The sequence below is a fragment of the Garicola koreensis genome, assembly GCF_014195445.1.
GTDB classification, from domain to species: Bacteria; Actinomycetota; Actinomycetes; order Actinomycetales; family Micrococcaceae; genus Nesterenkonia; species Nesterenkonia koreensis.
The window spans coordinates 113,846-139,243 of record NZ_JACIBT010000002.1 but is presented as its reverse complement, the minus strand read 5'-3'; the positions used below and the strand labels follow the sequence as shown (position 1 = coordinate 139,243).

17 protein-coding genes are annotated in these 25,398 nt (G+C 61.1%); 11 read left to right on the top strand and 6 right to left on the bottom strand.

Annotated features, from left to right (window positions below; all coding sequences use genetic code 11):
- Positions 1-223 precede the first annotated feature (223 nt).
- The gene (locus tag FHX47_RS06015; RefSeq protein WP_183358011.1) at positions 224-1,261 is read left to right on the top strand and encodes an ATP-grasp fold amidoligase family protein; all 1,038 of its coding nucleotides are present in this window, start codon (positions 224-226) and stop codon (positions 1,259-1,261) included.
- 244 nt (positions 1,262-1,505) lie between these two features.
- Here FHX47_RS06015 and FHX47_RS06010 read toward each other — a convergent pair whose 3' ends face one another.
- The 5 genes from FHX47_RS06010 to FHX47_RS05990 form a co-directional block, all read right to left on the bottom strand.
- Entirely contained in the window at positions 1,506-5,030 is a 3,525-nt protein-coding gene (locus FHX47_RS06010) for a glycosyltransferase family 2 protein (RefSeq protein ID WP_183358010.1), read from the bottom strand.
- Between the two features lie 343 nt (positions 5,031-5,373).
- Positions 5,374-6,858, bottom strand: a complete 1,485-nt coding sequence (locus FHX47_RS06005) for a hypothetical protein (protein ID WP_183358009.1) — start codon at positions 6,856-6,858, stop codon at positions 5,374-5,376.
- A gap of 234 nt (positions 6,859-7,092) precedes the next feature.
- Positions 7,093-8,964, bottom strand: coding sequence for a glycosyltransferase (locus FHX47_RS06000; protein WP_183358008.1), 1,872 nt, complete (start codon positions 8,962-8,964; stop codon positions 7,093-7,095).
- Positions 8,948-9,544, bottom strand: a complete 597-nt coding sequence (locus FHX47_RS05995) for a hypothetical protein (protein WP_183358007.1) — start codon at positions 9,542-9,544, stop codon at positions 8,948-8,950. The genes FHX47_RS06000 and FHX47_RS05995 overlap by 17 nt, the downstream gene beginning before the upstream one ends.
- Before the next feature lie 489 nt (positions 9,545-10,033).
- On the bottom strand, positions 10,034-11,608 hold the full coding sequence (locus FHX47_RS05990) for an N-acetylneuraminate synthase family protein (RefSeq protein WP_183358006.1): 1,575 nt from the start codon (positions 11,606-11,608) through the stop codon (positions 10,034-10,036).
- A 279-nt stretch (positions 11,609-11,887) separates the two neighbouring features.
- On the opposite strand from FHX47_RS05990, the gene FHX47_RS05985 reads away from it, so the two are divergent.
- Positions 11,888-12,169, top strand: a complete 282-nt coding sequence (locus FHX47_RS05985; protein ID WP_183358085.1) for a type II toxin-antitoxin system RelE/ParE family toxin — start codon at positions 11,888-11,890, stop codon at positions 12,167-12,169.
- A gap of 14 nt (positions 12,170-12,183) precedes the next feature.
- Entirely contained in the window at positions 12,184-12,477 is a 294-nt protein-coding gene (locus tag FHX47_RS05980) for a HigA family addiction module antitoxin (protein WP_183358005.1), read from the top strand.
- 1 nt (position 12,478) lies between these two features.
- Here the strand turns inward: FHX47_RS05980 and FHX47_RS05975 are convergent, their stop codons facing one another.
- On the bottom strand, positions 12,479-12,748 hold the full coding sequence (locus FHX47_RS05975; protein WP_183358004.1) for a hypothetical protein: 270 nt from the start codon (positions 12,746-12,748) through the stop codon (positions 12,479-12,481).
- A 177-nt stretch (positions 12,749-12,925) separates the two neighbouring features.
- On the opposite strand from FHX47_RS05975, the gene FHX47_RS05970 reads away from it, so the two are divergent.
- From FHX47_RS05970 to FHX47_RS05935, 8 genes are all read left to right on the top strand, one after another.
- Complete coding sequence (locus FHX47_RS05970) at positions 12,926-15,436, top strand: helix-turn-helix transcriptional regulator (RefSeq protein ID WP_183358003.1); 2,511 nt, start codon at positions 12,926-12,928, stop codon at positions 15,434-15,436.
- Positions 15,433-18,057: a helix-turn-helix transcriptional regulator gene (locus FHX47_RS05965; RefSeq protein ID WP_183358002.1), complete on the top strand. Its 2,625-nt coding sequence runs from the start codon at positions 15,433-15,435 to the stop codon at positions 18,055-18,057. Before FHX47_RS05970 ends, FHX47_RS05965 begins: the two co-directional genes overlap by 4 nt.
- A 180-nt stretch (positions 18,058-18,237) precedes the next feature.
- On the top strand, positions 18,238-19,323 hold the full coding sequence (locus FHX47_RS05960) for a sugar-transfer associated ATP-grasp domain-containing protein (RefSeq protein WP_221206123.1): 1,086 nt from the start codon (positions 18,238-18,240) through the stop codon (positions 19,321-19,323).
- A gap of 988 nt (positions 19,324-20,311) precedes the next feature.
- Positions 20,312-21,265 carry a hypothetical protein gene (locus FHX47_RS05955; protein WP_183358001.1) on the top strand — a complete coding sequence of 318 codons (954 nt, stop codon included), beginning with the start codon at positions 20,312-20,314 and terminating at the stop codon, positions 21,263-21,265.
- 4 nt (positions 21,266-21,269) lie between these two features.
- Positions 21,270-22,451 carry a hypothetical protein gene (locus FHX47_RS05950; RefSeq protein ID WP_183358000.1) on the top strand — a complete coding sequence of 394 codons (1,182 nt, stop codon included), beginning with the start codon at positions 21,270-21,272 and terminating at the stop codon, positions 22,449-22,451.
- Positions 22,448-23,200: a WecB/TagA/CpsF family glycosyltransferase gene (locus tag FHX47_RS05945; protein ID WP_183357999.1), complete on the top strand. Its 753-nt coding sequence runs from the start codon at positions 22,448-22,450 to the stop codon at positions 23,198-23,200. Before FHX47_RS05950 ends, FHX47_RS05945 begins: the two co-directional genes overlap by 4 nt.
- Positions 23,197-24,066 (top strand): glycosyltransferase family 2 protein, encoded by an 870-nt coding sequence (locus FHX47_RS05940; RefSeq protein WP_183357998.1) that lies wholly within the window; start codon positions 23,197-23,199, stop codon positions 24,064-24,066. The genes FHX47_RS05945 and FHX47_RS05940 overlap by 4 nt, the downstream gene beginning before the upstream one ends.
- Positions 24,059-25,390 (top strand): oligosaccharide flippase family protein, encoded by a 1,332-nt coding sequence (locus FHX47_RS05935; protein ID WP_183357997.1) that lies wholly within the window; start codon positions 24,059-24,061, stop codon positions 25,388-25,390. Before FHX47_RS05940 ends, FHX47_RS05935 begins: the two co-directional genes overlap by 8 nt.
- Positions 25,391-25,398 lie beyond the last annotated feature (8 nt).

The window sequence follows — 25,398 nt, the reverse complement described above, 5'->3', positions numbered from 1 at the left end:
CCGTTTATCGACGACGCGTGAATAATGGACACCTGGCGACGGGGCGGGTTGGTGTCCAGTTTTCGGCCGTCGTTGACACCGTTGACTCGTAGGAGAGGGCCCTCATTGCTCTGTCCCCCAGCAACTCTCGGCGAGTCTGAAGCAGGAACCTCCCCTATACCTTCCGAGTCTTCCGGGTAAGGGACTATTCTGATGAGGTACCGTGGCTGAGTAAGAGTCCCGAATGATAGTGAGCGCCTTGACTTCATCCTCAAACATTCTTGCGACAGCAAGAGAGTCGGATCGTGCCCTTAAAGCGGCTATAAGTCGGTTAAGCAGGGAGGTCGCCCGCTCTGCAGACGAGGAAGCGGTTGCTGAACTTGCGTCCCTCCTCTCCATAGCAAGCCCGCACCATGTTAGAAGTGATGAGGTGCTCCGCAAATTTGGTCTCCAGATGGGCAGGGGATTCTCCTTCTGGTCTGAAATCTTGCTTAATCGTCTAGCTTCCAGAAGTGGCGGACAAAGCCCAGTTGGCTTAGCGTTGAACCCCAAGCTTCGTGGATACCGCTTTGCGGACCTCTTAGGGGTTCGGAGGCCAGAAGTATCCGACAAATTTCGCCTTGCTGATCTACCACTCCTGCCCAATACGATAATCAAGCCCGAAAGCGGCACAGGCTCTAGGGGGTGCTACCTGTGGTTGGCACCTGATACCTGGCGCTATGTTCGATCGGGCCAAACGCTGCAGGGGAGCTCCCGCCTTTACGATCACGCCTCAGCTCTCATGGATCCTGAAGGTCGAGAGAAGCCCATAAGAGATCGCTGGCGCTACGAGGAGCTCATTCTTGAGGATCCCGACAACGGAGTTCCGGCGAGGGATGTCAAATTCTACGCATTCTATGGTGAAATTGCATTCGGCCTAGAGATCCGACGGGATCGTGAGACGCAAACACGACATTTCCTTCCTGACAACAACGAAACGATTTTTCCGCTTACGCTCAAGCGTAATTCGTTTGAGGGGCTTGGAGCTTCAAAGGATGAACTCGCGTCTATTAAGCGAATCTCCAAAGCAATCCCTGCACCTTTCATGCGGATAGATATGTTACGTTCTGCAGATGGCCTAGTGCTTGGGGAGTTCACGCCGAAGCCTGGAACCGTTGCGCACTTCACGCCAGAGTGGGACCACAAAATGGGCGAGATGTGGCGGCACGCTCAAGCCCGCCTAACAAATGATCTACTATCGGGTGCTGGATTTCAGGAGTTCAAACAAGCTACGTGTGACTAGCGGCTGGTTTCGCGTGCACCCCTAACCGGTGAGCATCTAGCCTCTCAGTCAATCCGCAGGTTTCGCCTAGTCAGCGCTTTCGCTGCAACCTGCCCCCTCATCAGCAGTAGCCCCAGGGAGATACGACGTCCGCACTACCAACCGGTGAACGGTTTCAGGTGTGGCCCTGACGGGCCTGCGCGCCCGGTTCGTCGTCTCGTGGCCTTGATGGCAATGTGCCGCCCTGACCTTGTCACCGCACAGGCTAACCGCCCGAGGTTGACTGCCCTCGTAGAAGGCGTACGTAGTGTCTCGCGGTTCGGCTTCCCTTGACATAGGCTTGTCCGCGCTTGCGTTGTTCTCGCATCTTCTCCGGGAGGCCCCACATGGAGTGAAGCGTGTCCCGAATCTCGCCTGGGGCAACATACACCGCGGCGTCGCCGTAGACGGGCTTAAAGACGGGGTGCAGAACGCAAACCACCCCAAGTTCCAAAGCGCGAACGACGCTACCGTCGGTATGCGGGTCCCAGGGTTCGTTCCCATAGTGGACCAGGAAGTCTAGTGACCGCAAGTAGTCGTCATACGATTGGAAGTCTGGTGGCAAGATAGTCCAGTTGGTCGGGACACTCCTCCCTCTTAATATTCCGCGGCTCTCAAGTGTTCGAACTCTACTCAGGATAGAGACTTCGAATGCCGGGTCCTCCGGGTAAGCATCCCGGATGACCGCCGGCTCAGGCCAGTGGCTCTCATCCTCATCCAGGACACGACCGATCACCGCGCGGTCGCGGTTCTCTGGCTTCCTGCCGACGTAATCCGTGTGGCCCGTCGAGGGAGTCAGCCAGAGGGCATTCCGGACGTCGTCTGTGCTGAGCAGTTCCCGCAGAGCCTCCTGCACCACGGGGCTCTGTGCCGCCCAGGTTGGGAAAACCCCGAAGGTTTTCTCAACGTTTCGTGTGACCCGCTGGACGCTGAAGTTGCGGCCCCGGGAGCCGAGCGAGGCTGGCAACTGGTTGGCAACAATGGTCACCGCTGAGGGTTGCAGCCCGACGTCGGACCCTGGTCTGAGTTCCATGAGCCCTGGCCAGCTCAACACCACCAGGTCTGCTGTGGCTGCGCTGTTCCAGGTTATCCACTCTGCACTACCTGAGAGCCAGAGTTCTTCGATTTCTGGAGCCAGACGTCGCTTGGCTGCCGCCATGTGCAGCCCGTTTTGCAGAGGCATGATCGCAACTTTCAGCCCCGCGGCGACAGCCGTTTCGATCTCTCGCTTGGCGGCCAAGGCAGGACCCCCAAGGAGACCCAACTCCGAAATGTAGACCACATCGAAATGCGGGACGTCGTCCTTGTTGCGGTCCGGCCGGAAAGCCGGTGGCGAATAGAACTCCCGAGCCTCTCCTGACAACTGCGGACTCCGGCCCTTCTGAATCTGGTCATGCCAATGGGAGTAGGCCCACTGATACACCTCTCGATCCGGGTGGCGGTAACCCAGCCCGAAGTCGGAGCTGGTGAGATTACCCTCCCCCAGAAGAGAGAAGGCGAGGGGGGCGTTCACCGCGGGTTTGAGTTTCTGCCCGAAGACCATCTCGAAGCGCTTGCGGTATTCATTGTCTGCGGATTTTCGTACCGGGTCCCAGACGCCCAGCTTCTCCAGGACCTCCCGACGACGGAACATGATGCAGGCAAAGCTGGGGTGCACGATTCTGTCGGGACCCCAACGGATCTGAAACTGCAGCTGCTCGTCCACCCGCACCCAATTCACGATGTTGCCGTGCTTGCCCGAGTTCGCCATAAGGTCGCGAGCTTGGAACTGGATACGCTGTGGATGGTGCCAGTCGTCCTTGTCCGCGATGGTGACAAACTCACCCTGAGCCATACCGAAGGCCTCGTTGCGCACAGAATATGCTCCGCGGTTCTCTTCACACAGAACCAGCCTGATTCGCTCGTCCTTCGCGGCCCAGCCTTGTAACTGTTGCCGGTACGGGGTGGGGTCACCGGACTCATCGACCTCTGGGGAAGCGTCATCGATAATGATGATCTCTAGGTTGCTCCAAGTCTGCTCTAGCAACGAGCCAATGGCGACGTCCGTAGCAGCATTGGGTTCATAGATCGGCATGATGACCGTCACCAAAGGCAACGACGAATCCGCGGAGCTAGCAACGCTCTCACCTTGCAGGCTGAAAAAATCGGGCGCTCGACCGTCTTGGGATGCCAGGCCGGAGAACCCCTCTCGATCGTAGAGCTGGTTCACCCCGGCGAACCACTGATCATTCTGGGCCTCAGAGTTCCCCGGCGTGTGCGGGTTAAAGGCATTAAACTCAAGGAAACGCTGTGAGTAGGCGCGGTCCTGATTGCTCTCTTCGTAGGCCAGGAGATCGCAGGCTTTATCCGTGAATCCACGTTGGGTCAGCAGGTCAGCATAGTAGGAACGGTCGACCCCGTTGTTGAAGGCATCCCGCCCATATGCGTGTTCGACGGACTCATAGATCGCGTAGACGTCGTTGAAGTCCTGCTGGTTCAGCCGCTGGCTGTAAATAACCTGGGCCAGAGTGAACAGTCCCGGCAACCACACCCTCTTCCCCAGTGCTTCGCGAATTCCCCAGTCGGAACTCCTCAAGCGGCTCAGTTCTAGCGTCTCCATGAGTGAGTCGTAGTCGTGGCTCCCTCCGGAGGCAACCAAAGCTAGTACGTCTCTGGCCTCCAGGGACTGGGTCTCCCGAGCGAGAGAAGAGAACCACGCCAGGCGGGGCCGACCCTCTCGTCGAATTTCTTGCGCCCAGTAATTGAGTGTCGGTAGTAACTCGTTGCGGCCGCCGACGACGGCCTGACTCTTGACCGCCAAAGTCTGGGGAAGATAACTGGGTCTGCGCCCGGTTTCATCGCCGAGCCTGACGTCGAAACTTCGCTTCAGAGATCCCCCAGCGTTGTACAACTCCAACGACGACGGAAGCTTAGCTTCTTTGTGGAACTGGACTGCGTATTGTCCCAAAGCTCGAGTCTTCCCTTCCCCCGAGGCAGGGGGAGAGACGAGATCCATGACGAACCGTCGATACCCTAAGCGCAGGGCCACCCGCTTGTGCCGGACTTCTCCGACTAGGGTAAGGACGGCTTCGGCGTTTGTGAGGTGCAGCGAATCCACGATGATGTCCTCGTATTGATTCGTCGCCCGACGCCACCACTGAACGTTCTTCAAGTCAGGGGAAAACCTCAGAGTCTCCTGAGACAACAAGTGGTACTCCCCCGCTTGTCCCGGAAGCAAGACCTCTACGAGATGCTCCTCGCCATCGTAGAACTTGGGCGAGATCACAGCACCGAACCCATGACGCGCGCGAAGACTGTTGACGGCGTCGGATAGCGGCTCGACGGCAACCCTCGTCCCATCGACGCGCACCTCGGGCGTGACCGTCTGGTTACTCTTACAGGCCCAACCAATAACCATGCCGCGGTCGAAGCCGTGGTACTCGCCAAAGAGATTCTCCTCGTCAGAGACCACGGAATTGGGGGGCTCAACAACCTTACTCTCGCGAGTGAACTGCGACGTCTCGCGCACTTCCACGTGGTGTGGCATACCGTCCCGCAGGGTAGCGGGAAGATCGAACGCGAATCCGACTCGCTGCTTGCTAGTAGTATCCGGGTCCACCTCGTTCAACGATAGATCCGCAACAGTCTGGGCGAGCATGTCACCATCGACTCGCAGCTCAACTATCGGTTGCTGGTCCGTGCCTGAAGGTTGGGAACACCAGCCGCTAACCCTGTTCGCGCCGAACTTGGTCGTCTTAAGAATCATTGTCATCTCTCTGGTCTAACGTGCTGGCGGAATTGTCACTCGCGCCGAGCCGCATGCGGCCGCAAATCAGTCCCTACGCCCTGGTCACCGGTCGGATGTAATACAACTCATGAGATTTCGGCGTCAACATCTACGTGGGCGTGAAGATGGCTCGCATTGATGTTTGGCGGCTTTAAACCCTTCCATAGTCAAGCACCCCAATCTTATTGCTATGCGCCTCACCACGCACTTGCCAACCCACCACTATATATCAGCGGGCAAAACTCTCATTATGACGACTCACCCGCTCAGCCGCGAAGTGAGTTTCCCGCACGCCAACCCGGGCCTCGGCGCGTCAGCTTCAGGGACGTCAAGATGAGTCCATGACAGACTTCACAGTGTCGACTGCAACGACGTGAGCGAGCCTGCGAGACTGGTGACTCAAGCCTCGGTCTGTGCCCACCTCCTTCTCGGCAGCGGCGATGTCCGCCTGAGTAAAGACGTCGCCCAGGCTGGCAGTTTTTGCTCTTTTAAACACGACATCCAAATTCCTCTTAACTTCTGAATTGCCCTGCCAAACATCAATATCAATTCCGTACATATCACCCCGCGGACGCTCGTACATCGAAGAGACGCTCCCAAATACTTCCAAGCGTTTCGGAACAATTTTCACGCTACCCCTGAATGGAGAATTGTCGAGCATATCCGCTTCAAAAGCACGTTCAGGAGTCTCAAACGGCTCTTCGAGGGCCCAGCCGCCAATAGCAGAAAAAGCGTCCGCAAAGAATCGACGTTTAGACGCATATGCGGCCGAAACGCTGAGATGCCCCTGAAGTGCATTCCTAATATCAAGCCCGAGCATGTCACTGTGCACAAGTGGTGTGCAAAGGATTTGCGAGCCAAGCGACTTGTACCAGCTTCGACCGGAATGATGACGGGAGCGCACGCCAGCGTAAAACGCCAACGGCGCTGCGGGGTTATCGGGTTCAACCTCGAGATCTGAGAAAAGACTTAGGAAATCCTCACGAACAGCCCCGCCGTAAGGTCGCTCTGCAAGTGCGTCACCTATATCGCTTGCGATCTTAGAAATCCCACCGTTGAATTTCGCCTTGCCCGCCAAAAAACCTACACCCGACGGTTGATCGCCAGTCAAACTGACCTCGGGCTTATCAGATGGGCTGTGTCGATTCACAGGGTAGAACGGCAAATAGGTTCCCGCGCACGACAACAAGTAGAGCCGAATCGATTCTACTCCGCCGAGCGTCGGCACAGGCGACTGCCGACTGGGACTATTGAGCGACAAATCAAAGCGCCGGCATAGAGCGGATGCGACAGCAAAATCATCCGGCTTCGAAGGCAAGCTGGACACTGAGACGCTTTCACGATGCTCACCTAACAGACTCAAAGCCAACACGAGGCGGCTGTCATACCCCCCGCTCAAGTTCAGGTTGAAACGCAGGCCACACCGTCCGAAGGCGTCTATCAGCCCTGCGCCCCGCTCCAAATACCGAAGTAGCACCTCCTCGTACCCTTCCTCGTGCCCCAGGGAGTGCCTCTGAAAGAACCCTGACGCGCGCACGGACGCATCGCCGGTAGAACGATCGACAATTATCTCGTGACCCGCAGGAACAATCCGCACCTCTTCAGCGAGAGTTTTGTGCGACACTAGCTGCTCACCAATATGCTTACCCTCTTTTAGATGAAAGTTTAAAGCAGCTGGCACATAGAACGTCAAATTGACCCTCCGAGACACCTCGGAAACCAGGAGCATGAACGAGTTCGACACCGCCCAATCACGTGGGCCAGCCCTATAGAAGTACAGGACCTCCTGCCCAGTGACGTCAGTCTTGATCACTACGTCGTCTTGGCGCACAAATATCCCAGCGAACCGCCCTTCGCTCGGCAAATCCGAGGAAGGGAATGACCGCATGAAGTCGTTCATGCCAGCCGACCCCAATATAAGAGCGCTATCTGTGTATGCGTAACCGTAGAGTCGCGATTCAAACACGCTATCCATGTCCGCAGATTCCAAGTAAAAGCAGTTGTTAGGACTCACTGACCCTCTTCTCCATATATACGCATGAGCTCTCTAATCAAGGAGTTCATGGTGGAACTGCAGGCTCGGCAAAAGGAACTCAATCACGCGCCTGTCGGAAAAGGAGCACTCTAGTGACTCTGCGATGCTAGCGTAGGACCAAGGCGCATTTGATATCACAGTCTCAGCCTGAATTGGGTCGCGGCCCCGAAATTCTTGATAAAGAGTCTCTCCCGACGAGCCCAGATCTCGCATCCACCCCGCGTGTCGCTCGACGCACACCAACGGAATTTGTCGGTTCCGGCAGATTACAGCCCAATATATATCCGCCATGCCAGCATTTTCCAACCATTTGAGACTGAACTCCGACAGTACAGACGAACGGAACGCCATAGTACCAGTGCCGAGGAGGTTTACGGCCTTGTCACGTTCTAACCCCTTGGTGAATGAGAAAACCAGGCGTTGATCAGAAAAATAACCCTTCGGCCATCTCTTCATGATGACGCCATGCGCACCAGCCACAACAGATTCGTCGTACTCTTTCAGCTTCAAGAGCATGTGCGCCACGTAGTCGGGCGGATAGTGAATATCGTCATCAACTGTAAAATAATAACATTCTGCCCCCTCGCCAACTATTCTGTCGAGTTCGATAAACTTCCCATTGTCGCGTAGCCCAGGATGCTCTGACGAGTGTCTGACCTTAACCTGACTACCGTATTCATGCAAGAACGGCGGAGTGTTCTCGTAGCCGTCGAGATAAACGCATATCCGGTCACACTGTGGCGCTAACGACTCTACAACTGTCCGGAGACTGCGGGCTCTGCTCGGTATCGAGCATACGTTGACCACTACAGGAATTTCGGGGTTTGGCAGCTTTGTCATATCGCACGGCACGGGAAGCGCGTCCCGCACCCGCGGGAAAGAGAACACCTCCGGAAGGCTCTCGGGAGCTACGTCGGTGTGCAACTCGGAGAATGTCCTGGCGTACTCTGCCCTAGAGGGGGAAGGGTTTTGATCAATGCTATGCGATCCATCCCACTTCACCATGTCTGCGAATAAAGATCCCTCGCGCATGGTATTATAATATAAAGGGAGCTTGACGTCGCGAATGGAAGCCCGATCGTATTTTGCTTTAAGGCGGTTAAACATTTCATCATCCGACGCTTTAGTTGTACAGTTAAAGAGTCCAACTTCATCGAATATTTCGCGTCGTATGCCCAGCGTGATTAGTCCTAATTTTGAAACTACGCCGTTGATTCTAACGACCAAACCCTCCGTGGGGTCTACTCGCGAGTACTGACTTCTCACAACCCTGATACCTGGATTGGAGAGAAAAGCCCCCATACCGTACGCAATACGGTCGTGATGTGACACGTCGTCGCTATCCTGAAAGAATATGTACTCCCCGGATGACATTCGTATACCGAAATTTTTCGCATAGTACGTTCCAAGATTAGCTGCAAGCCGGTAAACCTTGATGCCGCTAGTTGCTCTACGTACTCGCTCGAGTATAGTGTCAGTACAATCCGTACTTGCATCGCTGACAACTATTATCTCTAAATCCTGATAAGTTTGTGCTTTGAGTGATTCAAGGGAACTTTCAATATACTTCTCCGTGTTGTGCGCCGTAACGATGACGCTTACTAACGGGCCACGGGTCACGCGCGGGTTCTGTGCCTCCCCCGCGGCCACGGTGCGATAAATGTCTTGGATTGGCACGGGGTCCCCGACTGACCTCCTGGCCGAATCCGCTCGCCGCAGGCGCTCGCGACAAAGTGTGATATTTCCTCTAAAGAGGCCAGTATTATGTTCGTTTTCAAGAAGTAGATACGTTTTTAATGCTTCAGAGTATTCTCCTCTATCAAGCTGCTTTCGGGCTTGCTGCACTAAACTGTTTTCCATCTCTCCCTCAGGATCCCTCTCCACCTAGGTCGTCGGCCACGGAGCTCCGACGCTGGTGAAACCTTTCCCTAATTATCCTAAAAAGCTTTGTGTATCTTGATAATCGGCGGTATTCGAGATGTCTAATTTGGTTCCGGGCAAGCTCCAGTTCGACCACCGACTCTCGGTGGCTAATCCTAAGGTCCTGAAGCAATGTGTGCTTCTTGCGCAACTCGTAACGAAGTTCGCGCGTCCTTCTCCGATGCTTGCTTGCTACCGCACGCAGCCAATTCACTTTAGATGAATAGGCCAGCATTTTTTGGAGGACATCATTTTTTTCTTTGATCTGCTCATCTAAAGCATCTCGGAGTTCGCTATTATCCCGCCGAAGTTCGTCGAGTTTTTTTTCTATATCCGCTATCTTCTTAGTCGATGATTCGCGCTCTTTGCGGAGCCATTTAATTTTAGAATATTGACGTTTGTATTCGGTTAAGCGAGTTTCCAGATCCTGTTGAACGTCATGAAGTTGACGTATAGCTATCGCATTCTCTTCTTCGAGTAATTTACATTGTTCTGCCTTTGCAGAAATGTCTTGGCTCTGCTTGCCGGCGTTGGTCGACGTCATGTGTTCGGGCTCCTACAGAGCTTTCGGCGAGAGGGGCTATTTGCGTAAAATTCATGTTCATCTAGATCAGAATAATGCGTTTCTGTAGGCCGTTGGATGCGACCTAGGCATTCGAGGCCTGTCTCTCTATGCCGCTTACAACACCATAGCCGCTGCTGTCGCAAAAACCGGGGGCGGTGTATGCATTCTCCCTTAAGCGAGCAATTGGGCTCGGAGACGCTCCTTTGCCCCCACATAGTCCCGCGCTTTGATAATGGTAGTCGTCGGCACATTCAATTTCCTTCGGTGCCGGAGGGTGAGTCCATCAGGGCAACTTTCGCGAGGTTGCAGGTTAGTGTCTTATGAAGCATTATGCACCTTCGAGTGGAATCTGTTTTGGCAACTCTATTGTACTGAGTGGGTGGCGCACCAAGTCCTAGGTTCGTGCAACGCTTGAGGCTAGTGTTTCGCTGATGCAAATTTTGAGCCATGTTGAATTTAGCGTTCTTGCTAGTACTTGTGATGCTCCGAAGCGGTGATCTTCTTCTGGGATGAGCCCACGTGCAGTTGGGCGCGGCGGACGGCGTCGACGTATTGGGTGAAGGCATCAGTGGTCAGATCCACGGCGACGGCGTCGAAGTGGGCCCACTCGGTGTTGCCGAGCTTCACATGCTTCTCCACCATCTGAGCACCCGCAGCCACCGCCAACGCGGAGGCCATCCACCCGTAGTCGTGACTGGAGTAACCCGGCACAATCCGGGGACCGGGCTTGCCGTTCTGCTGGGCAGCCAGCTGGGCGTAGTGCCGGACCACCCCGATGTTGGTGTGCTCGTCCGGGGTGGGGTAGGCGGAGTTGCAGTGCAGCAGATACAGCGCTTCCTGCTCGGTGAAGGTCTGAAGCAGCCAGTGCTCGTAGGCGGTATCGGTCATGCCGGTGGAGATCACCACCGAGCCGGTGTAGTTCTCCGCCACATAGCTCAGGTAGTCCCGCTTCTCCGAAATAGTGGAGGGCAGCTTCACCAGCGGCACGTCGAGTTCCCCGGTCATCCACTCGAACGACGGCTTGTCCAGCACCGAGGCGAACCACCTGATCCCCAGGTCCTTGGTCAGCTCATCCAGGAACAGGAAGCCCTCCTTGTCCAGCTCCAGCTGGCGGCGGTAGTCGCCGAACGTGCTGCCGAAGGGCGACTTATAGGGTGAGGCCAGCTGCTGCGAGGTGTAGAAGGTGTCGACGTCGCGCTTTTGGACCTTGACCCAGTCCGCACCGGCCGCCTGGGCGGCGTGGACCAGCTTCTCCAGCCGGTCCAGGTCACCGAAGTGGTTGGTCGTGATCTCCGCGGTGACTTCCACGGGGGGGACCTCGACGTCGTCGTCATCCACCGGCTGGGGGGCGATCGGTTCCTTGACCTCCACGTGGAACTTCTCGTTGAGCAGGTCAGTGGTCAGATCGGAGTAGGCCAAGGTGCCCACGTGCTGGACATCTAAGTTGGTGTCCTTCAGCGTGTACAGCGCGTTCTGCAGGATGAACTCCTGCAGCTCGATGCCCGCCCGCCGGCGCGAGGACAGCTCCGGGCTGTACTGCGAGGAGGCGGCCCGGGCCTCACCGGCCTCGGGGGTGAAGTCGAAACCGACCATGTAGACCTGCTGGACCCGGCCGCGGTGGTCGGCCACCGCGCGGGCGATCTCCAAGGCGGTGAGGAACATGGCCTCTTCGATGGCGACCTCGCTGCGGTCCTGGAAGCGCAGCAGCACCTGGTCTTCGGCGTCGTTGGCGATGGGCCTGAACGGCAGCCGCACCACCTGTCGGTCCGGCGCGTCAAAGCTGGTGGAGGTCACATAGGCCGCCGAGCGCAGCCCATCCTCGGCGACCGACTCCCCCACCCAGTCCTCATAGAAGATGGTGATGTCGGTGGGGTGGATGCGTTCGGCGTCGTTGACCCCGATGACCACCGCGTCGCTGAACACCCTGGAATGCACCTGATCGGCTGAGGGCCCCTTGCCCAGCAGCACGATGGTGTCAGTGCTGTACTTGGCCGCAGTATCGGCCGCCAGGCGGGAAACCGCTTCGGCAGTGGGACTGGACATCGGGATAGACCTCACAGTGGTGTTGGACCTCATCAATTTGCGGCGCAGGCGCCATGAGGAATTCTAGCCCGTGAGCAGTTCCACGTCCCATTGAATGCCCGGGGCACTGGATAACCGAGCGTCCGAGGTCACCAAGACCAGATCGAGCATCTCAGCTAAGGCGATGTAGGCCGCGTCGTAGGTCGTCAGGTTCTCTCCCTAGCTCAGAGCAGTTCAACCTCGCCGGCCTGAACAGTTACGCGCTTGACGCTATTAGCGCTGCGCGCTATTATTGGTCTTGTGATCCACTCTTTCAGAGACCCTGTCACCCGACAGGTCTGGAAAACCGGAAAGCATAAAAAACTCGACCCACGCATCCTCAAGGTCGCTATTCGGAAGCTCGACATGATCGAGTACGCGGAGAACCTCAATGATCTTCGTATCCCACCGTCGAATCACCTCGAGGCTCTCACTGGTGACCGACACGGGCAACACAGCATTCGAATCAACCGTCAGTGGAGAATCTGTTTCATCTGGACCCCTTCAGGGGCGTCCGAGGTCGAGATTACCGATTATCACTGAGAAAGGAGCCAGCTGTGAGCCACACCCACCACGCACATCCCGGCGAGATTCTGCTAGAAGAGTTCCTCAAGCCCATGGGCATCTCCCAGTACCGGCTAGCCAAAGACATTGGTGTCGACCCTGCCCGCATCAACGCCATAGTTCACGGTAAGCGCGGCATTACCCCAGCCACTGCGGTTCGATTGTCCCGATACTTCAGTATGAGCGAGCGCTTCTGGATCAACGCGCAGGCCCATTACGACCTGGAAGAGGAAAAGGCTCTCCATGGGGAAGAGATCGAAGCAATCCGTCCGGTGCAGGCGGCATAGATCAGAAGTCAGCGGAGCAGCAGGGTCGAGCACGACACCGTGACCAGCCCCCCCGGTGCAGGTGAATCTCCACCTGCTCGGCCTCGGCTGAGACGAAGCGACGACGCTGCGAGTGACCAGCAGCTATGGTTTCCCAGCTGTGCCGGAACCCCAGCGGCGCCGCGGCGTAGTCCTGGGATGCTTCAGCCAGGATCTCCAGCGCCTGGGCCAGCATTGCGGTGGGCGCCTTGTACCCATAGGCCAGGTGGCGCAGTGCTACGCGCCCGACCACATCACGGGTGCTTCTGTGCCCATACCCCTAGGCATAGAGCCTATGATCAGCGTACTATCAGTTAATTGATGTTTTTGCGTTCAGGCCGGGGGGCGTGCCGCTGATGGATACCCTTCGGATCCTGTTGAGGCTGGCCGGGGGAAGCGCATGCCCAGAGCGGATGTTGCGAATCGGATCATGGAGCATCTTGCCCATGTGCGCTCTCCGCTTGTGCTGCTCACCGCCCCCTACGACTCCGAAGCCACCTCCCTGATCAACCAGGTGGCCGAACGTGTGGGCGCCCACCTTGTCCCCTGCCGCACCGCGCCAGTGGCCGGGCGCGTCCTGCAGCGCCGGCTGACCATCCTCGACGAGATGCCGGCCGCCTCCCCCTATGAGGCCGCCCAACAGCTGCTGGCCGAGGCGAGGGCCTCCTCCCCGGACGAGCAGCCGCTGCTGCTGTCCATCGGCACTGTGGAACTGCTGGACCAGGACTCCTCGGCCGTCGTCGACGTGCTGCTGCGTGAGCAGCGGGCCGGGGTGATCATGACCTGCGCCTCCCAAACCCGGCTGAGCTTCCGCTACAGCAGGCCGATGCAGGGCCCGCGCGGGCTCACTGTGGAGCTGGCTGAGCTCTCCGAGGCCGAGTTCCGCAGTCTGCTGCACGAGGTGCTGGGGGCAGCCCCGACTTCGACTCTGGGCGACTACCTGTGGGCCATCACCTCCGGTGCGGCCGGGGGTCTGCGCACCGCCGCGCAGGTGGGACTCAATGAGGGGTGGATCAGCATCCGCGGCAGCGTCAGCGCGATGTCCCACCCACCAGCCTGGATGGACCGGCTCACCGCCGCAGAGATGCTCGCCCGGCTGCGCCAAGACCTGGGGACCGCGGCGGTGGAGCTGCTGCGCCGGGTGGCGGTGGGCGAGCGCACCGCCCTGCGGGAGTTCACCTACGACGCGGACACCCGCGACGCCCTCTTCTGGATGGCCGAGGCGGGGCTGCTGGTGATCACCGGCGGCTACGTCCACCTGAACCGACCCATCCTGCGCCACCCCCTGGTGCTCTCCGCCGGGGCCACCAACCCGGCGGCTGCCAACAGCCCAGCATCGCTGCCCAACACCGCGCGACCGACCAACACCACCGCGCCCGCCAACACAGGGCCGACGACCAAAACAGGGCCGACGACCAAAACAGGGCCGAGCCCCAGCCGTGCACTGCACCAGGCGGCCACGGCGGAGACACCCTCCGACACCACGATCATGCAGGCAGCTGCCGCTCATCTGGATCGCGGACTGTTGGAGCAGGCACGGTTCTTAGCCGCCGGACTGGCCGAGCATGACCCCCGCCGGATCTGCCTCACCGCGAGTGTGCAGGCAGTCTCCGGGGCACCCCGCACGGCGCTGCACACCCTGGAGGGCATCGAGGATCCACAAGCGGCCACCCTGCGCAGCTTCATCCGCGGCGCCCTGCGGTCCTCCCCCGACCCGGAGGACACCAGCCTGGCGGAGCTCAGCGCCCGGCTGCACGTGTTCGACGACTACCAGCCCCAGCAGTACATCGAAGCGTTCCCCGCTGCGCCCGTCGACACGCCCGTCTCCCCCGCCGCTGTCCCCACCCCCACTGTCGAGGTCCCGTCTGCGGGTGATGAGAGCCTCGTCGACGTCGACCTGCTCATCCGCGCCTCCCGGGCCGCACTGGACGCCTATGCCGCTGCCCTGGCTGACCAGAGCGAGCGTGCCGATGCCTCGTGGCGGGCCGCCACCGCCACCCCACTGGCGCAGCTGCCGATCCTGGCGGCTGGCTGGGTGATTGAACGGCTGGGCATGTCGCGGATCTTCAACGACCCCGGGGCCGAGCTATTCCCACAAGGCTGGTTCGACGGCGAGTCTCCGGAGCGCCGGCTCTTCTACGCGCTGACGCTTCAGGGACAGCGCCTCTTGCAGGACCTGGTCTGCGGTGTGGAGACCGAGCAGCTGCGCCAGCAGACCCAGGACCTCTGGAACCAGTTTGAGGCGGGACTGCCGATCGGTGCGCTCTCCCGGCGGTTCATGGAGGCCATGGATCAGTCGATCGCCGGAAGCCGTTCAGCAGAACTCGATGGACCCCCCGAGCTGCTGCCCCTGGGCCTGAGCAGCACCTTCCGCGATGCCACCATCGACTCGGTCGTGCTGCTGGGCTGGCTGCTGCGGGCTCCGCTGAGCGAACTGGCCGACACCATCGAAGAGGTGTTCCAACGCAGCTACCAGGTGCCGGGAATGCGGCGCACCGCGCTGCGCTGCCTGCTGCTGCGCCGAGGCGCGGAGATGCCCGCACAGCTGCTGCAGGTGACCATCGACTATGCGCGTCGGGCCCAGGTCAAAGCGGAAGTCTTGGCCGCTGCGGAACTTTTGGCCGACCGGCAGTCCCGCGAACGCGTCCTGGGCCAGCCGGTCCCGGGCCGTCCCGGGCTGCGGTTCTGCTCCGCACCACAGCCACCAGCCGCCGACCGCCAGGAACTGATCGAGGCCGCCTCCATCGAGCTGCTCTCGGCGCGGGAGGGTGAGATCGCCAAGCACCTGATGGCCGGCGCCGGCGCCGCCGACGTCGCCACAGACCTGCACATCTCCGTGCGGACCGTCCACACCCATGTGCGCAACATCTACCGCAAACTCGACGTCAGCTCCCGGATGCAGCTGCGCGCGCGTCTGGCCCAACGGCAGGCCAGCCGATGAGGAGGCCTGCCCACACAGTTGCGTGGTCCGGCCACGACGTCGCGGCAGACCTGGCCCAGGCGGTGCTGGAGGTGACGCGGACACACAGCGCAGCCCTGACGCTGCCCGGACTCTGGGATGCCGATCAGGTGCTGGAGAAACTGGGCCAGGAAACCACCGTGCTGCACATCGACGGGGCCATCACAGGAGGGGCCAACGACTGTCCGCTGATCGTGGCCCTGCTGGCCGAAGGCATCGTCGCAGAAGCCCCACCACCGGAGGCGGTGGGCGATCACCTGCGACGGTGGGCGAAGGATGCCGGCCAGCGCGAGGACCGGCTGCCGCTGGTGGTGCTGGAATCAGCCGAGCACCTCGACACCTCTGGTGAGCAGACACTGCTTCAGCTGACCCGCCAGGGCCTGCTGCGCCTGGTGGTGCTGCTGCCGACCCAGACGCATATACCGGAGTTTCTGCGGGCGCTGGAGGAGACCGGGCGCCTGACCGAGCTGAGCCCGGAAGCGGTGACTGAGCCGCTGATGGCGAGCGCCCTGCAGCGCCGTCTGGGCGGAGCGGTCTCTGCTGCGGCCCGGCAGCGCATCTCCGCCCTGAGCGGCGGCCACCGGGTGCTGATCGAGCGCATCCTCACCGCGGCGGAAACCAGCGGAGTCCTACACCGGGACGGACGAATCTGGATGTGGGCAACCGATGAGACCCCGGTGCACCAGGCACTGGCTCAGCACAGCGCAGAACTGCTCTCCGGGCTCACCGACCAGGAGCAGGAACTGCTGATCGTGCTCGCCGGCGCCGGCAGCCTGCCGGAGCGGTGGGCCTGCGCACACTTCGGCGAGGACGTGGTGCTCAGCCTGCGCCGTCAGGCCATTCTTGCCGCCGACCTGGTTCAACAGCAGGGCTATCTCGACCTGAAGCTGCTGCCCGAGGCGATCGCCTACGCCCTGCGGGTCCGCCTGGGTACCACTGAACTGACCCGGCTGTGGTACAAAATCGGCCAACATATCCCTGCTGCCGACGGCGGGCCGGCCTCCCAGGCCGCCCTGACCTGGTGGGCCGCCCTGGCGGGCGAGCAGCTCGACGCCGCCGTGGCAGAGCAGGCCAGCAGACTGTGCATCGTCCGCAGCTGGTATCACCATGTCGCCGACATCGTCGCAGCCGCGGAGGAAATTACCCCGACCCTGCGGGCGGCCTGGGCACGGGCCGAACTGGCCCTGGGACATGTGGGCCAGGCCGTGGCCCAGTTGGAGCAGCTGATCACCAGCCTCACTGAGGAGCCCCGCCCCGGATCCCCAGAGGCCGAAGCCCAGCGCCAGGGCATCATTCTCGCCCGACGGCTGCAGATCTTTCACCCCGAACGTGCCGAACCGCTGCTTGCGGGCCTGCTGGCCAGCGGAGAAGCGGGCCACGCCCACCACCTAGAACGTGTGCTGAACCTGCCGGTGGAGGAAGACCCGGAAACGTGGCTGCGCGAACTGGTCACCGCGCGGGCCTCCGGGGTGTGGGACGAAGCGATCTGCGCCCAGCTCTGGCTCGCCACGCGTCTAGGGCTGCGCCAGCACCCCAATCTGGGCCGGCTGCTGCTGGCCTCGCTGCTGGATGACCTGATCCGCGAAGGCGGCCACCCCGACGTGGAGGACGCTGCAGCCGCGGTGCTGCTGCTGATCTCCATGGGTCACGACTGGCACACCGACCTGCTGCGGGTAGACCTGCAGGCCTGGAGCCGCAAACCGGTGACCAGCCCGATGCTGGCCGGAGTGGCCGACCTGGTGACCTCGATCGTCTCCATGCAGCACGACAGAATGGTCACCGCCCACGCTCACGCCGTCTCCGCACTGGCCGCCTTCGAGGTCGCCGACACCTACGGCTTGGAACGCTTCGGCTCCTCGCTGGTGGCGGCCACCGCCTCCTACGTCGACCCAGAACTCTCAGCGGCCGCTCACCACGATCACCGCACCCGCATCCTGCCCAAATCCGCCCCCGGGCTTCCCTGGGTGCGTCTGCTGAGCCAGGGGTTCGCGCTGATCGGCAGCGGTCCGCCGCGCCACGAGGTCGCAGCAGCCCTTGCCCAGCTGGGAAGGGAAGCCAGCGACGCCGAGGAGTGGAACCAGGAGCAGCAGATTCTGCTGCTGTCCATGCTGGGCGGAAACCCCGACGCCGCCAAGCAGGCCCTGACAGCTGTCTGGGCCCAGCAGCCCGGCCGCACCCGCATGGTTCACCTGCTGGCCACCAACCTGTTAGACCTCACCGACCGCGAAGCGCTTCAGGCAGCCCAGACGCTGATCACCGCAGGAGCCCCCTTCTTCGGGCTGTCCATCATCGCCGCCCGGTGGACCCGGCGGGCCCAAATGGAGCGCAGCGTCCGGGTAGAGACCGTGCGCACAGTGCTGACGCTGCGGCAGCAGGCCACAGAACGCTCCGAACTGCTGGAGAGCTTCGAGGATCTTGAGCTGGACGACCGCGAGCGCGCCGTCGTCGCTGGTCTGCTCCAAGGACGCTCCACCCAAGCCATCGCCCGGCGGCTGAATCTGTCCCCACGCACTGTGGAGGCGGCCATCTCGGCACTGCTGCAGCGGTTCGGGTGCGAGAACCGGGTGGAGCTGATCTCCCTGGACCTGCTGAGCGCAGACTGACCCTCGCAGCCCCTCGGAGGCCTCCTGGTGACCGTGCTCTGTGCCGGCGAACGCCCTGGTACCGACCCGATCCCAGGGCACCCTCATCCGTCTACAGCTCTCCAACGCACTCACGCCGTGAACACCCTAAGACAGAGCCCTCCTGATAGGCTCACAGCACATGACTTCAGAGGGGTAGGCATGAAAGTTCGCGTGAACTTGGACACGATAGAGCGAGCCGAGGACGATCTGCGGATGCGAGTCCGCGCCCGATTGAACGGCCGCAAGGCTGCGAAAGTGCTCAAATCGATCGAATCCGCGAAAGGCCCGCTTCCGGGGCATCTCAAGGCACGAGCTGACAGCTACGCCGTCGATGTGCTCGGTTCCAAAAGATTTGCGCCGTGGCTGTACGTCTACAGCGCGATAGCCGGTGAGTTCCGCGAGGGCTGGATCCCCGACAACTACTACATGGCGGTGGTCCTTCCGGCGATCGAAGGCCGGTATGGCGGACTCTCTGACACGCGGTCGATCACCGCGCGCATCTTTGGAGACGAGAATGAAATACCCGACGCCGGGTACGTGGTCGGGGGCCGGCTGTTCAACGCGTCACTGGAACCGGTCACGTCATTGGAAGCATTTACTGACCTCGTGTTTGCCGGATGTGAGCGAGTGGCTTTCAAAGCTGACGGGAGCGATCAGGGCAGAGGCGTGCAGATTCTCGATCGAGACAGGTTCACGCAGGTCGCTGATGCCCTAGCCGACGGTGTCGTTCAGCCCTTCATCGACCAACACGAGGTCTTCGCCGAGGTCGCCGCCCGCTCGGTGAGTACACTGCGGATGACAAGCGTTGTCGAGCCCGATGGGCGAATAACGGTCAGGGCCGCATTCATGCGGTTTGGTCGCGACACGGACGAGTACGTATCTGGCGATTCAGAGATCATCGTCCCTCTCAATTCTGCTACAGGCGCCTTCAGTCCGTTCGGATTCATGATGGACTGGCTCGAGGTCGACCGGCACCCCGACTCCGGCTTCGTCTTCGCAGGCAACGAAGTGCCGAACTACGCAGCGTGCCGCGAGGCAGTGGAACGGCTGCACCGGCGAATCCCAGTGGTCCCGATTATCGGATGGGATCTGACTGTTGCTCGCGACGGTTCGGTCCAAGTGCTTGAGTGGAACAGCGGCCATAATGACATCAAGTTCTCTGAGGCGACGTCGGGGCCGTGCTTCACAGGATTGGGTTGGGAACTTTTTGGCCAGAACCGCCGGGCGAACCGGAGCACCGGGTAATTACGGGCCGCGCTCGCTGAGAACCTCAGCGGTGCGGGCATACTGGTCCCGGCGGTGCGCACGTCTGTCCGCACCTCCAGCAAGGCGTCACCGGTGAGGTCGGCGTCCAACACAGCCATCTCGTACTCCTGCTGCCCAGCTTCCAACTACTCGTGCAGCCACGAGCCGACGAACCAGTGCTGAAAGCGGGCTGCTTGCCCGTTTCGGCTTTGACAATGGCCTCGAGCTCCCCTTCTTGAACCTACTGACGGCCAGGTCCTGCCTCTAGACAGCACAGCTGCAGATACCAATGCTCGCCTCTCCTCGGTCCTGCACAGAAACAGGACGATGCGAAAAATGTGTATGTCTACTCTGCATCGTTGCGGCAATTGCCTAGTGTGCACACAGCTTGTGTGCCGAGAGTAACCAGACTGGTCGAGGATTGGCTGCGCCTATCAACTAGACCGAACATTAAAGTCGCGTATAACTGTGTATATTCCACCCTCCTATTAAGTATTATCTTTGAATCAGTGCCATCGAGAGCACCATTTTAAATATTTAACCAGGGGGGTTAAATGGGACACAACGATGCACTTTTGTGCGCAAAAACTCGGGCGGTGTCGTAGTGACCACGCCTTATATCATAGTTCTCCTTCGACGGCACGGCAGCCTTCTTCCCGTTCTGCTGCTCGTCGGGATTCTAATCGGCGGGGCAATTTATCAGTTCCAGCCCCGGACCTATGAAGCAAGCTCAACCATCTTCATTTCCACAACCGCCGGCGACGAAGTCGCTGATCTTCAGACGGCCACCTCAGTTTCCGAGCAGCGGGCAGTGACGTATGCAGAACTAGTCAACAGCCCAGCGGTACTCAACCCCGTACTTGATGCGGTGGATTCGCCCCTCACCAACGCGGCCCTCGGAGAGCAGATTAATGCTCAGGTTATTCCGGGCACCTCGTTGCTCGAGATTACCGCTGAATCTGCTTCTCCCCAGCACGCTGCACAATTGGTGGACGCTGTCTCGGAAAGTCTCACCGAACTCTCCGGGGCCCTGGAAGAGATTGAAGGATCCCCTGAGGGGCTGGTCACACTCTCACTGCTCGAGACAGTCAGTATCCCCGAGAACCCTTCGGGGCCGGGCCTGCTGACGCACCTCGGTTTGGGCGCAGCCGGGGGGCTGGTCGTCGGCATCGGTTCGGTGCTGCTGCGCCACAGTCTGGATACCCGCATCCACCGCCCTGTCGAAGTTTCCGATATCACCGACTTGCCAGTGATCACCGCACCCCACGAGGTCAAGAATCAGCGCCGGTCTCGGGTGGCAGCAGTCCACCGCCGCGAGGCCTTCGCCGCACTGGAAGCTCATCTGCGCTTCACCCGCACTGAGCAGGGGCAGGTGCTCCTCCTCACCAATCCGGTCAACGGCAAAGAGGCAAGTGCAGCGGTCCTGGATTTGGCCGCAGCTTCGGTGGCCGCCGGGCGCCGGACCGTCGTCGTCGACGCTGATGCGCCGCATAGTCGAACGTCCCGCCGGCTCGACTTAGGCTCTCGGCCCGGCCTGACAGATGTGTTGGCCGGATCGACGACGACGGACCAGGTACTGGTCTGCCGGCCGGGTTCCTTCGACGTGCTGCCGGCCGGAAACTCACCAGCACACCACGATCCTGGGACCAACTGGGAGCAAGCTCTCTCCGACCTAGCCAGAACCTATGAGCTTCTCATTATTGATGCTCCGCCAGTGCCCGCCGGCACCGAGATCCTTAAAGCTGGCCAACTGGTCCAGGCCACTGTTGTGGTGGCTGAGGCTGGGTCCACTGACCGGGGACAGCTGCTGGCCACCGTTGAACGCCTGCGCGGTTACGCGCACACTTCAGTGGGGGTACTGCTGCTGCAGCCCAACAGCGGCCCTGATGCCTATCAGCCCGGGGACTTTTCCGGTGGACGCCGGCAGGCAGCGAGCTGGTGACGCGATGACACGGGTACCCGCATCGCTGCAGTGGGGGCTGGTCATGGGTCTGGCGGCCATGGCACTGGTCAGCGCAGCCCATGTCGGTGAGTTCTCTCCACTGCCAGTCACGGTGCTGCTGGACGGTTGGATCATCGCCTTTCTGCTCACCACCCTGTGGCGCTCCACCCTCCGCGCACCGATGATCGTCGGGCTGGTGGGGCTCTATGCCACTGTCACCATCCTGACCGCCTGGATTGCTCAGGCCCCAGCAGCCGACTTCCTGCAGGCCTACCGCTGGATGCTCTACCTGCTGGTCTTCGCCATGGCCGTCGGCATGCAATGGACTCACAAGCGGCTTTTAGTGTGGCTAAGCTGGTGGCTGGTGAGCCTAGCCACCGCCAAGGCGGTGCTGACACTGCTGCTGTTTGGCCCCGATCAGCGCCCCGGACTGTTCCTGGAGAACAATTTCGAGCTTGCCCTGTTCAGTGGGCTGACCGCGATAATCTACCGCGACGCCGGTCGCCACCGGTTCCTTCTCGTGGCGCTGTTGGGGGCGCTGACCATTCTGGCCGGATCGCGCAGCGGTGCCGTGGCTTATCTGTTCTTGGTCATCTACGCGATCATCATCGCAGACTTGCGTGACCCGTTCCTGCGGTTCATCTCTGTCACAGTGCCCGCGGCCGTCGCGCTGCTCTCCTTCGCCATCTTCCAGGATCGCTCCGCCGAGTCCGAGGTCATCGACCGCGTGCGGTTCTTCGACCTGTTCCTACGCGAGACCCAGGACTGGACACTGGGCACCTGGGTGACTGGCACCCCACCCATGACGCCGCTGAGCGCTGCCACCTGCACAGACTTAGCCTTCTACGAGCAGCTCTTTTCAGCAGGCGGAGCCTGCTATTCGGTGATCCTGCACGCCTTCGCCATGCGGCTCATATTCGACGCCGGGCTCCTGGGAATGGTGCTGGTGCTCCTGCTGCCGGTGCTCCTGCTGCGCCGCGCCGGCACCTCCTGGACGCTGACTCTGACCCTAAGCGCCATCGCGGTGACCAACGGACTCTCGGTCAGCGGACTGAATAACCCCTACGTTGCCCTGCCGATCCTACTGGCGATTCTGCTGGGAGGCTCCACCGGAAGCCAACCGGCGCTCGCTATGCAAAGAATCCACGTGCCCCGACACATGGCTGACCGAGGAAGAACACCATGAATCTGACCAAGACACACGTACCGATGCTCAACGTCTCGGTCACACCACTGACCACCTCCGAGGTGCTCGACCAGATACGCCACGCGACAGCGCACGCAGAGAAGCTGACAATTCTTGCCCACAACCTGCACTCGACCCACCTCTTCCACACCAACGACGAATTCCGGCAGCGCTGCCACGAGGCCGAAGTGATCCTGGTCGACGGAATGCCGATATTGGCCGCACTGTCCATCGGCCGGCTGCGTCAGCGGCGAGCGCCGCTGAGCACGCTCCACCGAGTTGGATCCACCGATTGGGTTCGCTCGGCCGCCGCACTGCCGGGCATCGAACGAATCGTGCTGCTGGGCGGCACCGAAGCGGCCAACAACGCGGCGGTCCACGCGTTCACACGCAGCTCAGCGGCCCAGGTGGTGGGCATCCCCGGCGACCCTTGGCACGATACCGACCTTCCCGTCGTCGCAGCTCAGATCCGCACGATCGATCCCCAGCTGCTGCTCATCGGGATGGGCATGCCGCTTCAGGAGCGGATCGCCGCATACCTGAGGGACGTCACAGATGTGCCGGTGACCGCCGCCGTCGGCGGAGCGCTGGACCAGGTCTCCGGCACACAATCACTGGCCCCGCGCTGGCTGGGCCGCACAGGATTCGAATGGGCCTGGCGGCTCGCCTCAGACCCGCGCCGGCTCGCCGGGCGCTACCTGGTGGAGCCCTTCCAACTAGCCTCCACACTGATGCGGAGGAGCGCATGAGCCGGGCACCTGTCACCGCAATCATCCCTACCACCGGACGGCCCAGTGTGCGCCGCGCCGTCGCCTCCGCCCTGCGGCAGAGTGCCGTTGCAGAAATTCTGGTGGTCCTGGATGACCCCGACAGCTTCACCTACCTCACCCGCCGGCTCGAGGGCCTGCACTGCTCCATCGTGCGGACTGCCGGACGCTGCGGCGCTGCTGCTGCCCGCAACCTGGGGGTGCAGTTCGCTGAGACGCAGTACGTCGCCTTCCTCGATGACGACGATGAGTGGGTCACCGACAAGACCCAGCTGCAGCTGCGCGAGGCCGACGCGGAGACGGCCGTCTCCTCCCGGGCAATGTTGGTCGGCACCAGCAGCCGTGTGGTGCCGGAACGGCTCTACGGCCCGGCACTGGGCTCGCTGGCCGACTATGTGATGGACAGGTCTTCGGTACAGCTGCGACAGCACTTCATCCAGACCTCGACTCTGCTCTGCTCTCGGGAGGCGGCCCTGGCGACCCCGTGGGCGGAAGAGCTGCCCCGGCACCAGGACTGGGACTGGCTGATCCGCCTTCAGGCCGCCGGCATCACCGTCCTGCAGCGACCAGAGGTGCTGGTCAAAGTGGCCCAAGGCAGCCCAGGCTCTATCTCCCGGAAGCCGGACTGGCGAGCCAGCAGAACCTGGCTGCATGGACTCCAGCGACAAGTCTCTGCCCAACCGGCAGCTGATTTCACTGCCTCCGTCATCGCTCGCGGCGCCTTCGAATCCAAGGCCTGGGCCAGCGGCCTCGGCGCCCTGATCGAGGGCCTGCGCAATGGAGCCCACCCCACAGCCCTGCTGGTGGGAGCAAGCGGGATTCTGCGGGCCGGAGGCCGACATGTCTGACTGGGCAAAACCACTGCTGCGCACCGCTGGGCTGCGGCTCTGCGTGCTGCCGGTCTCTGCCGGGTTAGCCCTGCTCACCGCGGCGATCACGTTCCAGTCCGCGGGAGTGGCCGCGTTCGGACTCATCACCATGGTCGCCCAGCTGCAGCTCGCCCTCCCCTTCGCCGATCTGGGGATGGGAGCCGCCGTCACCCGGGCTGTGGCGCGCGCCGAGCAGTCCCCGCAGGAGCGCCGTCACGCAGCGGCACTGATCCGGCGCACCGCCACGCTGCTCGCCGCTCTGGGGATTGCCAGTGCCACCGGTGCAGCATGTGCCGGAGCTGCCGGAGTCTGGTCCTCGTGGTTCGTCCTGCCTCCCGAGCTGGCCACAGACTTCGACGTGGTGGCCTCCACAGTGCTGGTGATGTTCTTCCTGGGGCTTCCATTCGGCTTATCCGAACGGATACTCGTCGGCCAGGACCGCGCTAGCCTGCTGGTGGTGCTGGGGCTGATTCTGGGGATAGCCAATGTGAGCGTGGCTGCCACAGTCGCCGCATTGGGGCTGCCGCCGATGTGGCTGGCAGCCGGCCTGCCGGTGGGCTCAGCAGTGTTCTTAGCGGTCTGCACCGCAACCGCGCTGAAACGCTGGGGCCGCCTCGGCTGGGGCGATACCTACACTGTGCCGGTGGGCACCATCCTGTGGGGTGGGCTGCCGGTAGTGCTGGCCGCTGCGGGCACCGTGCTGGCCGAACAGCACGGCCGCTTTGTCCTGGCTCAGGTCGCCGCCCCGGAGATCGTCAGCGAATACGCCCTGGGACTCTCGCTCTATATGCCGGTCTACTCGATCCTCTACATGAGTTCCGCAGTGCTGTGGCCACGCTTCGCCCGCAGCCTGGACTCGCGGCTGTGGCGTCAGTCCAACACGGCGCTGCTGCTGCTGGGCCTGGGAGCTGCCGGAGGCTACCTGGTCTTCGCCAGACCGCTGTCAGGATTGGTCAGCGGTGGAGAAATGGTGCTGCCCTGGCCGGTGGTGATCTGCTTCTGCCTAGTCTTCATCGCTCAATCCGGCCATCTGGTCCAAGAAAACCTGCTCACCGATGTCTGGGGGTTCAAACGCCAAGCAGTGATGTCGATGATGCTGCTGCTGGTGGTGGTGCCACTGACCGGGCTGGGCGTAGCCCTCGGCGCCGGTGCCGCCGCCCCAGCAATCTCACTGACCTGCGGGGTGGTCATCGCCCAAGTCATCCCGGGCCGGATACTGGCCCGGCGCGTGCTCCAACACGGTGTTCCAACCGTCGATCCCTTCGAACAACTTGCAGAGAGGAAAGCCCATGCCGATGCATGAGATGCTGA

Excerpts from the sequence above, each read along its gene's own strand:
- FHX47_RS06015 (WP_183358011.1), top strand. The coding sequence starts at position 224 with ATGATAGTGAGCGCCTTGACTTCATCCTCAAACATTCTTGCGACAGCA.
- FHX47_RS05960 (WP_221206123.1), top strand. The coding sequence starts at position 18,238 with ATGAAAGTTCGCGTGAACTTGGACACGATAGAGCGAGCCGAGGACGAT.
- FHX47_RS05940 (WP_183357998.1), top strand. The coding sequence starts at position 23,197 with ATGAGCCGGGCACCTGTCACCGCAATCATCCCTACCACCGGACGGCCC.
- FHX47_RS05990 (WP_183358006.1), bottom strand. The coding sequence starts at position 11,608 with ATGTCCAGTCCCACTGCCGAAGCGGTTTCCCGCCTGGCGGCCGATACT.
- FHX47_RS05970 (WP_183358003.1), top strand. The coding sequence starts at position 12,926 with ATGGAGCATCTTGCCCATGTGCGCTCTCCGCTTGTGCTGCTCACCGCC.
- FHX47_RS05995 (WP_183358007.1), bottom strand. The coding sequence starts at position 9,544 with ATGACGTCGACCAACGCCGGCAAGCAGAGCCAAGACATTTCTGCAAAG.
- FHX47_RS05935 (WP_183357997.1), top strand. The coding sequence starts at position 24,059 with ATGTCTGACTGGGCAAAACCACTGCTGCGCACCGCTGGGCTGCGGCTC.
- FHX47_RS05965 (WP_183358002.1), top strand. The coding sequence starts at position 15,433 with ATGAGGAGGCCTGCCCACACAGTTGCGTGGTCCGGCCACGACGTCGCG.
- FHX47_RS06010 (WP_183358010.1), bottom strand. The coding sequence starts at position 5,030 with ATGACAATGATTCTTAAGACGACCAAGTTCGGCGCGAACAGGGTTAGC.
- FHX47_RS05950 (WP_183358000.1), top strand. The coding sequence starts at position 21,270 with ATGACACGGGTACCCGCATCGCTGCAGTGGGGGCTGGTCATGGGTCTG.
- FHX47_RS05945 (WP_183357999.1), top strand. The coding sequence starts at position 22,448 with ATGAATCTGACCAAGACACACGTACCGATGCTCAACGTCTCGGTCACA.